At 70.8% G+C, this 8,686-nt stretch carries 9 protein-coding genes; 1 reads left to right on the forward strand and 8 read right to left on the reverse strand.

Annotated features, from left to right (window positions below; genetic code table 11):
- The coding region (locus tag M1M07_RS31355; protein WP_248676654.1) for a FeoA family protein at nucleotides 1–264 on the forward strand (264 nt) is incomplete at its 5' end.
- An 18-nt stretch (nucleotides 265–282) separates the two neighbouring features.
- Here M1M07_RS31355 and truB read toward each other — a convergent pair.
- The 8 genes from truB to infB form a co-directional block, all read right to left on the reverse strand.
- Nucleotides 283–1,194, reverse strand: a complete 912-nt coding sequence (truB, locus tag M1M07_RS31360) for a tRNA pseudouridine(55) synthase TruB (protein WP_248676655.1) — start codon at nucleotides 1,192–1,194, stop codon at nucleotides 283–285.
- A gap of 25 nt (nucleotides 1,195–1,219) precedes the next feature.
- Nucleotides 1,220–1,891, reverse strand: coding sequence for a 4'-phosphopantetheinyl transferase Npt (gene npt / locus M1M07_RS31365; protein WP_197254971.1), 672 nt, complete (start codon nucleotides 1,889–1,891; stop codon nucleotides 1,220–1,222).
- A 38-nt stretch (nucleotides 1,892–1,929) separates the two neighbouring features.
- Entirely contained in the window at nucleotides 1,930–2,883 is a 954-nt protein-coding gene (locus tag M1M07_RS31370) for a metallophosphoesterase (RefSeq protein WP_248676656.1), read from the reverse strand.
- A 5-nt stretch (nucleotides 2,884–2,888) separates the two neighbouring features.
- A complete protein-coding gene (locus M1M07_RS31375) occupies nucleotides 2,889–4,259 on the reverse strand; it encodes an MATE family efflux transporter (RefSeq protein ID WP_248676657.1) in 1,371 nt (456 codons plus the stop codon).
- The gene (locus M1M07_RS31380) at nucleotides 4,243–5,241 is read right to left on the reverse strand and encodes a bifunctional oligoribonuclease/PAP phosphatase NrnA (protein ID WP_248676659.1); all 999 of its coding nucleotides are present in this window, start codon (nucleotides 5,239–5,241) and stop codon (nucleotides 4,243–4,245) included. The genes M1M07_RS31375 and M1M07_RS31380 overlap by 17 nt, the downstream gene beginning before the upstream one ends.
- Nucleotides 5,242–5,248: 7 nt before the next feature.
- A complete protein-coding gene (gene rbfA, locus M1M07_RS31385; protein WP_197254958.1) occupies nucleotides 5,249–5,704 on the reverse strand; it encodes a 30S ribosome-binding factor RbfA in 456 nt (151 codons plus the stop codon).
- Between the two features lie 100 nt (nucleotides 5,705–5,804).
- Nucleotides 5,805–6,095, reverse strand: coding sequence for a DUF503 domain-containing protein (locus tag M1M07_RS31390; protein WP_248676658.1), 291 nt, complete (start codon nucleotides 6,093–6,095; stop codon nucleotides 5,805–5,807).
- A gap of 155 nt (nucleotides 6,096–6,250) precedes the next feature.
- Nucleotides 6,251–8,686 (reverse strand): translation initiation factor IF-2 (gene infB / locus M1M07_RS31395; protein WP_197254954.1); only part of this gene is annotated, 2,436 nt, incomplete at its 5' end.

Genomic DNA, 8,686 nt, shown 5'->3' on the forward strand with positions numbered 1-8,686 from the left:
ACCCCGGACGGCACGATCCCCACCCCACCGGCGCGCCCGTTGAGCTCGTTCGCCGCCGGGGAGTTCGGACGCGTCGCCCGCATCTCGGACAACGATCCGGCGATGCTGCGCTACTTCGACGACGTCGGGATCGCGCTCGACACCGAGATCCGGGTGATCGAGCGTCGCGACTTCGCCGGCACGGTCGCGGTGAGCATCGGCGGCGACCCGGACCGCACCGTCGACCTCGGCAACCCCGCCGCCGACGCCATCTGGCTCGTCTAGCTCACAGACTCGTCCAGTTCACAGGTTGGACGGCCGCACCACGAACACCGCGGACGCGCGCTTGCCCTTCTCCTGCAGCAGTGCCGCCGCGCGGCCCTGTGCGTCGATCGCCGCGTACACGCCCGGCATGCCGATCGGTTCGAGCCAGCGGCCGTTCGCGAGCAGCGCGGCCTCGGCGTCGCTGATCGTGCGGCACGCGAACGCGGTGCGGGCCGCGGCGTCGATGTCGAGGCTCAGCGCGGGATCGTCGGCGAGTTGTTCGAGGGTGCGCGCGTGCTCGAGCCCGAACGGGCCGACCTTCGTGCGGCGCAGCGCCGTCAGGTGCGCGCCGACCCCGAGCGCCGCACCGAGATCGCGGGCGAGCGCGCGGATGTAGGTGCCGGACGAGCAGTCCACCTCGACGTCGAGATCGACGAATCCCTGCTCGGGGAGGTCGCGCCGCGCGCACACGTCGAACCGCGACACCGTCACCGGCCGCGCGGCCAGCTCGACGGTCTCGCCCTCCCGCATCCGCGCGTAGGCGCGCTTGCCGTCTACCTTGATCGCACTGACACTCGCCGGCACCTGCTCGATGTCGCCGGTCAACGCGGCGACCGCGGCGGCGATCTCCTCGTCGGTGACGCCGGATGCATCGGTGGTCGCGACCGTCTCGCCTTCCGCGTCGTCGGTGACGGTGCTCTGCCCGAGGCGGATCGTCGCGGTGTACGACTTGGTGGTCAACGACAGCAGGCCGAGCATCTTCGTGGCCCGTTCCACCCCGAGGACGAGCACGCCCGTCGCCATCGGGTCGAGGGTGCCCGCGTGCCCCACCTTGCGGGTGCCGAGCAGGCGCCGGCAGCGGGCCACGACGTCGTGACTCGTCATGCCCGGGTCCTTGTCGACGACGAGCAGACCGGCATTGGCCAGGGCGGGATTCTCGGTGGCAGACACGTGGCCCGATTCTGCCACCTCCGGTTCAGCGCACCGCGATGGCGGTGAGCACCAGCCCGTCGGCGACCAGCCAGCGTCCGTCGAACTTCGACACCGGCGCCCCGTCCCGGGTGTCGCCGGGCACGAGCAGCTGCGACCGGAACGACCCCGACGCGACCGCGCCCGCCGCGCTGTCGTCACGGGTGAAGGTGATGTGGGCGTCCTCGAAACCGAGCCACCGGCCGGTCAGCGGGAACCACGCCTTGTAGGTGGCTTCCTTCGCGCAGAACAGCACACGATCCCAGTGCACGTCGTCGTCGGGGGCGGCGGCGAGCCAGTCCCGTTCCGGTTCGAGGCTCACCGCGGGCAGCACCCCGTCCGGGAGCACGTCGTGCGGTTCGGCGTCGATGCCCACCGACCGCACCTGCAGCGAGTATCCGAGCACGGCACCCCGGTAGCCCTCGCAGTGCGTGAGGCTGCCGACGACACCACGCGGCCACAGCGGTACGCCTCGCTCGCCCTTGAGGACCGGCGACGGATCGACACCGAGCCGTCGCATCGCCTGCCGCGCGCAGTGCCGTGCGCCGATGAACTCCCGGCGACGCTTCTCGACGGCCTTCGCGATGAGCGCCTCCTCCTGCGGGTGCGGCGCCAGACCCGGCGGGTCCTCGAACAGTTCGGCGGCGACGACGCCGTCCGGCAGGATCCGTCCGATCAGGGTCTCGGACGCGTCGGGGATGTTCCGGGTCGTCTCCGTCACCGCAGTCCCTTCGCTCGCTGTAGTTCCCGCGCTCGCTGTGCGCGCATCTTCTCCACTTCCGCTTCCATCTCGGGTGTCACCGTGAAGTGTCCGCCCCACTTGTTCAGAGTGCCCGGCGGATAGTCCGGGACCGGCAGGATCTGCCGCAGCACCTGATCGGGGAGGCCGCGTCGCTGCCATTCGCGCGGGTAGCCGACCGAGACCTCCTCGAACCGCACGCCGTCGTAGTAGGTGGTGCGCGGGATGTGCAGGTGGCCGTACACCGAACACAGCGCCCGGTAGCGCAGGTGCCAGTCCGCGGTGTCGGTGGTGCCGCACCACAGAGCGAACTCCGGGTAGAACAGCATCCGGGTCGGCTCGCGCACCAGCGGGAAATGATTGATCAGCACCGTCGGCAGCGCCGGATCCAGGGCGTCGAGCCGTTCCCGCGTCCGCTCCAGGCGCGCCTGGCACCAGGCGTCACGCGTCAGGTACGGGTCGGGGGCGAGCAGGAATTCGTCGGTCGCGACGACGTTGCGGTCCCGGGCCAGCGCGAGCCCCTCGGCCTTCGTCGTGGTTCCCTCGGGCAGGAACGAGTAGTCGTAGAGCAGGAACATCGGAACCAGCACCACCGGTCCCCCGTCGCCCTCCCACACCGGGAACGGGTCTTCGGGGGTGATCACGTCGAGTTCCCGGCACATGGTGACCAGATAGTCGTAGCGGGCGACGCCGCGCATCTGCACGGGGTCCTTCGCCGTGGTCCACAGTTCGTGGTTGCCGGGCACCCAGACGACCTTCGCGAAGCGGCTGCGCAGCAGTTTCAGCGCCCACCGGATGTCGTCGCTCTTCTCGGCGACGTCCCCGGCGAGGATCAGCCAGTCGTCCGGCGATTCCGGGACGATGTCCTCGGTGACGGGCCGGTTGCCCTTGTGCCCGACATGGATGTCGCTGACCGCCCACAGCTTCGCCACCGGCTCTACCCCTCCGCTTCCGTCTGCTCGAGGGACCGCGCCTGCCGGTCCGCTCCCGTCACCATCCATCGTCCCGACAGCGTCCGCCAGACGACGGCCACCATCCGAAACACGATGAACACCGTAAGGCCGGTCCAGATTCCCGCCAGACCCCAGTCCCACACGAGTGAGCACCAGATGAGCGGCAGGAACCCGAGAAGCGCGGACGCCAGCGTCGCGGTCCGCAGGAACGCGGCGTCGCCGGCGCCGAGCAGCACTCCGTCGAGCGCGAACACCACACCCGCCGCGGGCATGATCGCCACGAAGAACCACCACGCGACACCGATCTGATCGAGTACCGCGTCGTCGCCGGTGAACAGACCGGGGATCACCTCGCTGCCGAGCAGGAACAGCAGCGCGAGCACCGCCGCGAAGACCGTCGACCAGGCCGTGATCCGCCACGCCAGGCGATGGGCGCCGCCCCGGTCCGCGGATCCGAGCGCCGCCCCGACCAGCGCCTGCGCGGCGATCGCGAGCGAATCGAGCGTCAGCGCCACGAAATTCCACAGTTGCAACACCACCTGGTGCGCGGCGACCGCGGCGGCTCCGAAACGCGCGGCGACCGCGGCGGCCGACAGGAAGCACGCCTGGAAGGCGAGGCTGCGGGCGACGAGGTCGCGTCCGAGCCGCAGTTGCGCGCCGATGATCGTTCGCTGAGGTTTCAGCGGCACTCCCGCGCGTAGCAGCGCCCGCAGGAACAGTGCCGCGGACACCGCCTGTCCGGCCACGTTGGCGATGGCCGAGCCGGCCAGTTCCCATCGGGGCGCACCGAGCAGGCCGTGGACGAGCAGCGGGCACAGCACCGCCGACAAGGCCAGCCCGACGACGACATAGCGCAGCGGCCGCGCGGTGTCCTGGACGCCGCGCATCCACCCGTTCCCGGCAAGGGTGACGAGGATCAGCGGGGCCCCGAACAGGGCGATGCGCAGCCACGTCACGGCCGATCCGGCGATGTCACCGTCCCCGGCGATCAGGCCGGCGACCGGACCGGCGAGCACCTGCCCGACGACCAGCACGACGGCGCCGACACCGAGCGCCAGCCAGGTCGCCTGCACGCCCTCGCCGACGGCGTCGGTGTGCCGGTCGGCACCGTGGAACCGGGCAGCCCGGGACGTGGTTCCGTACGACAGGAACGTCAACTGGGTGCTGACCTGCGCGAGGATCAGCCCGCCCACGGCCAGCCCGGCCAGGGCCAGTGCCCCGAGGCGGCCGACGACGGCGATGTCGAACAGCAGGTACAGCGGTTCGGCGGCGAGTACCCCCAGCGCGGGCAGAGCGAGCCCGAGGATCCGTTTCGCCGAAACCTCGGACACGACGCGATCAGCCGAGGGCGTCACGCAGTTCCGCCACGATCTCGGTGCGATTGCCGTGAGCGGTGTAGCCGGCGGCGGCGCGGTGTCCCCCACCCCCGAGCCGCGCAGCGACGAGCGAGACGTCGATCCCGTCCTTCGAGCGCAGCGACACCGTCCACACCCCGGAACCGACCTCCTTGAAGACGGCGGCGACCTCGGCCTCGGCGGTGGTCCGCACGATGTCGATGACGCTTTCGATCTCCTCGGAACGCAGGTGCGCGGAATCCGCGCGCATCACGGTCGCGTGGACGAGACCCCGACCGCCGGCGGCCTCCGGGACGAGCGTCGCGGTCGCGAGCACCGCCGACAGCATCGGCAGCCATCCGAACGGATGGGTGTCGAGCAGCTGCCGGGTGATGCGGGCGCCGTCGATGCCGGTCGAGAGGAGCCGTTCGGCCAGCAGGTGCGAGCTCGCCCGGCCCCACCGGAACGATCCGGTGTCGGTGACGAGCCCTGCGAACAGGCAGTGCGCGAGATCCGCGTCGATCTCGACGCCCCACACGTCGAAGAGGTCGGCGAGGACCGCAGCGGTCGCTTCGGCGTCCGGTTCGATGAGGTCGTGGGTGCCGAACCTGGTGTTCGACCGGTGGTGGTCGATGACGAGCGTGCGCGTGGAGCCGTGCAGCCGCGGCGCGAGCCGCCCGAGACGCCCTGCCGTGCCGCAGTCCACGGTGACGAGCAGGTCGACGGTCTCCCGCACTTCCGCGGCGGGCGTCACCAGGTGCAGACCCGGCAGCTCCCGCATCGAGCCGGGCACGTCGTCGGGCGATCCGAACGCGACCTGCACGGGCACGCCGCGGCGTTCGAACGCAAGCCCCAGCGCGAGGCCGCTACCGAGGGTGTCCGCATCGGGCTGGACGTGGCACAGCACCGTCACGGACGTCGCCGCGTCCAGCAGCTCGACGGCACCGCCGAGATCCACGGCGGTCGAGGACGGGATGCTGTCGGGCGAGGTGATGTCGGACATGACGGTTCTATTCGTCGCCGGCGGCGTCTCGCTCACGCGGTTCCTTGTACGGATCGGCCTCGCCGGCGGGCGATGCACCTTCGCGGGCCTTGGCGACCGCCTCGTCGGCGGCGCGGGCGCGGGCCAGCAGCTCCTCCATGTGGCGGGCGGTGTCCGGCACCGTGTCGGTCACGAACGTGAGGGTGGGTGTGAAACGCACGCCGGTCCCGGCGCCGACCTTGGTCCGGAGCACTCCCTTGGCCTTCTCGAGGCCGGCGGCAGCCGCGGCGAGATCGGGCTCGGAGTCGAGGTCCGCTCCGCGCACGGTGTAGTACACGGTGGCGTCGTGCAGGTCGGCAGTCACCTTCGCATCGGTGATCGTGACGAACGCGAGCCGCGGATCCTTGATCTCGTGATCGATCGCGGTGGCCACGATGGTGGCGATGCGCTTGGCGAGACGACGGGCCCGTGCTGGATCGGCCATGTCAGTCGCTTCCTCTCCTCGCCGCGGTGCGGCTGTTGTGTCCGCCGCGGTGCGGCTGTCGTGTTCAGCCGCGGGCGGCTGTGTCGTATGTGGCGTCCGGTCAGTCTTCCGGACCGAAAATTCTTCGGCGGGCTGCGAGCAACTGCAACTCGGGGCGGGCCGCGACGAGGCGTTCGCACCGGTCGAGGATGTCGGTGACGTGCCCGACGTCGGGACCTGCCGATGCCACCCCCAGCAGGGCGCGGCGGTGCAGGTCCTGATGCCCGGCTTCGGTGGCCGAGACCCCGAACCGGCGCAGTTCCGCGAGGACCGGCCGGATCATGGACCGCTTTCCTTTGAGGGAGTGCACGTCACCGAGCAGCACATCCAGTTCGAGTGCGCCTACGAACACCGGACCTCCTGTCTGGACTCCCGGCGCGGATACCCCGGGAAGCGGGGCGCTGACACGTCGGGGCGGCGGACGATTGCTCGCCCGCCGCCCCGACGGCGGTGCCGTCAGCTGTCACCGACGGCGGTGCCGTCAGCTGTCACCCGACGGCGGTGCCGTCAGTCGCGCGGCTTCTCGCGCAGCTCGTAGGCCTCGATCACGTCGCCGACCTTGATGTCGGAGTAGGTGATCGTCATACCGCACTCGTAGCCCTCGCGGACCTCGGTGACATCGTCCTTCTCGCGGCGCAGCGACGAGATGGTGACGGTCTCGGCGACGACGTTGTTGTCGCGGAGCAACCGTGCCTTCGCGTTGCGCTTGACGATGCCGGACTGCACGAGGCAACCCGCGATGTTGCCGACCTTCGAGGACTTGAAGATGGCGCGGATCTCGGCGCGGCCGAGCTCGACCTCTTCGTAGATCGGCTTGAGCATGCCCTTGAGGGCCTTCTCCACCTCGTCGATCGCCTGGTAGATGATCGAGTAGTAGCGGATGTCGACGCCCTCGCGGTTCGCCAGCTCCGTCGCCTTGCCTTCGGCACGGACGTTGAAGCCGATGATCACCGCGTTGGAGGCAGCAGCCAGGTTGACGTTGGTCTCGGTGACACCACCGACACCGCGGTCGATGACCCGCAGGCGCACCTCGTCGTCGATCTCGATCCCCATGAGTGCTTCTTCGAGGGCCTCGACGGTACCCGAGTTGTCGCCCTTGAGGATGAGGTTGAGCTCGTTGTGCTCCTTGAGCGCGGCATCCAGATCCTCCAGGGAGATCCGCTTGCGGCTCTTCGCGGCCAGCGCGTTGCGCTTGCGCGCATTGCGGCGGTCGGCGATCTGCCGGGCGATGCGGTCCTCTTCGACGACGACGAGGTTGTCGCCGGCGCCGGGCACCGACGTGAAGCCGATGACCTGGACCGGACGCGAAGGCAGAGCCTCCAGGACGTCCTCGCCGTGCTCGTCGACCATGCGGCGCACGCGGCCGTACGCGTCGCCGGCGACGATGGAGTCGCCGACCCGCAGGGTGCCGCGCTGGACCAGCACGGTGGCGACCGGGCCGCGACCACGGTCGAGGTGAGCCTCGATCGCGACGCCCTGGGCCTCCATGTCCGGGTTGGCCCGCAGGTCGAGGGCCGCATCGGCAGTGAGCAGCACGGCCTCGAGCAGTTGGTCGATGTTCAGGCCCTGCTTCGCGGAGATGTCGACGAACATGGTGTCGCCGCCGTACTCCTCGGTGACCAGGCCGTACTCGGTGAGCTGCTGGCGGATCTTCTGAGGGTTCGCACCCTCCTTGTCGATCTTGTTGACCGCGACCACGATCGGCACGTCGGCCGCCTGGGCGTGGTTGATCGCCTCGACCGTCTGCGGCATGACACCGTCGTCGGCGGCGACCACGAGGATCGCGATGTCCGTCGACTTCGCACCGCGGGCACGCATGGCGGTGAACGCCTCGTGACCCGGGGTGTCGATGAAGGTGATGAGCCGGTCTTCGCCGTTGAGGTGCGTGAGCACCTGGTAGGCGCCGATGTGCTGGGTGATGCCACCGGCCTCGGCCTCACGGACGTTGGCCTTGCGGATCGTGTCGAGCAGTCGGGTCTTACCGTGGTCGACGTGACCCATGACGGTCACCACCGGCGGACGCTGCTGCAGGTCCTCTTCGCCGCCCTCGTCCTCGCCGTACTGGATGTCGAACGATTCGAGCAGCTCGCGGTCCTCGTCCTCGGGGCTGACGACCTGGACGACGTAGTTCATCTCCGAGCCGAGCAGCTCGAGGGTCTCGTCGTTCACCGACTGAGTGGCGGTGACCATCTCGCCGAGGTTGAACAGCGCCTGGACCAGTGCCGACGGGTTCGCGTCGATCTTCTCCGCGAAGTCGGACAGCGACGCGCCGCGGGCGAGCCGGATGGTCTCGCCGTTGCCGCGGGGCAGCCGGACACCGCCGACTGCCGGTGCCTGCATCGAGTCGTATTCCTGCCGCTTCTGCCGCTTCGACTTACGGCCGCGACGCGGAGCACCACCGGGACGGCCGAACGCACCGGCCGTGCCGCCGCGCCCACCGCGACCGGCACCGCCACCGCCGCCACCGGGACGACCCCGGAAGCCACCGGCTGCTCCGGCACCTGCACCGGCACCGGCACCTGCGCCGCCACCGGCTCCACCGCCGCGGTAGCCGCCGCCACCGCCGCCCGGACGACCACCCGGTGCGCCGGGACGACCCGGACGACCGGTCGCGGCCGGACGTGCCGCACGCTGCGGCATCGCACCCGGGTTCGGGCGCGGGGGCATCGAGCCCGGAGACGGACGCGGTCCGCCCTGGCCGGGAGCCGGACGAGGTCCGCCGGGACCGGCGGCCGGGCGCGGAGCGGCCTGGCCGGGAGTGGGACGGGGCCCACCCGGACCGCCCGCGGGACGACCCTGGCCGGGCGTCGGACGGGGACCGCCCTGACCCGGGCGAGGGGCGCCGGGACGCGGTGCCGGACGCTCCGCGGGAGCCGACGAGTAGGGATTGTTGCCGACACGTGGCGGCTTCGGGCCGGGACGCGGTCCGCCGGGCTTGGGACC

The sequence above is a fragment of the Rhodococcus sp. HM1 genome (genome assembly GCF_023218075.1).
Classification (GTDB): Bacteria; Actinomycetota; Actinomycetes; order Mycobacteriales; family Mycobacteriaceae; genus Rhodococcus.

Bases quoted from the DNA above. Each gene is read 5' to 3' on its own strand.
- rbfA (WP_197254958.1), bottom strand. From the start codon at position 5,704: ATGGCCGATCCAGCACGGGCCCGTCGTCTCGCCAAGCGCATCGCCACC.
- M1M07_RS31380 (WP_248676659.1), bottom strand. From the start codon at position 5,241: ATGTCCGACATCACCTCGCCCGACAGCATCCCGTCCTCGACCGCCGTG.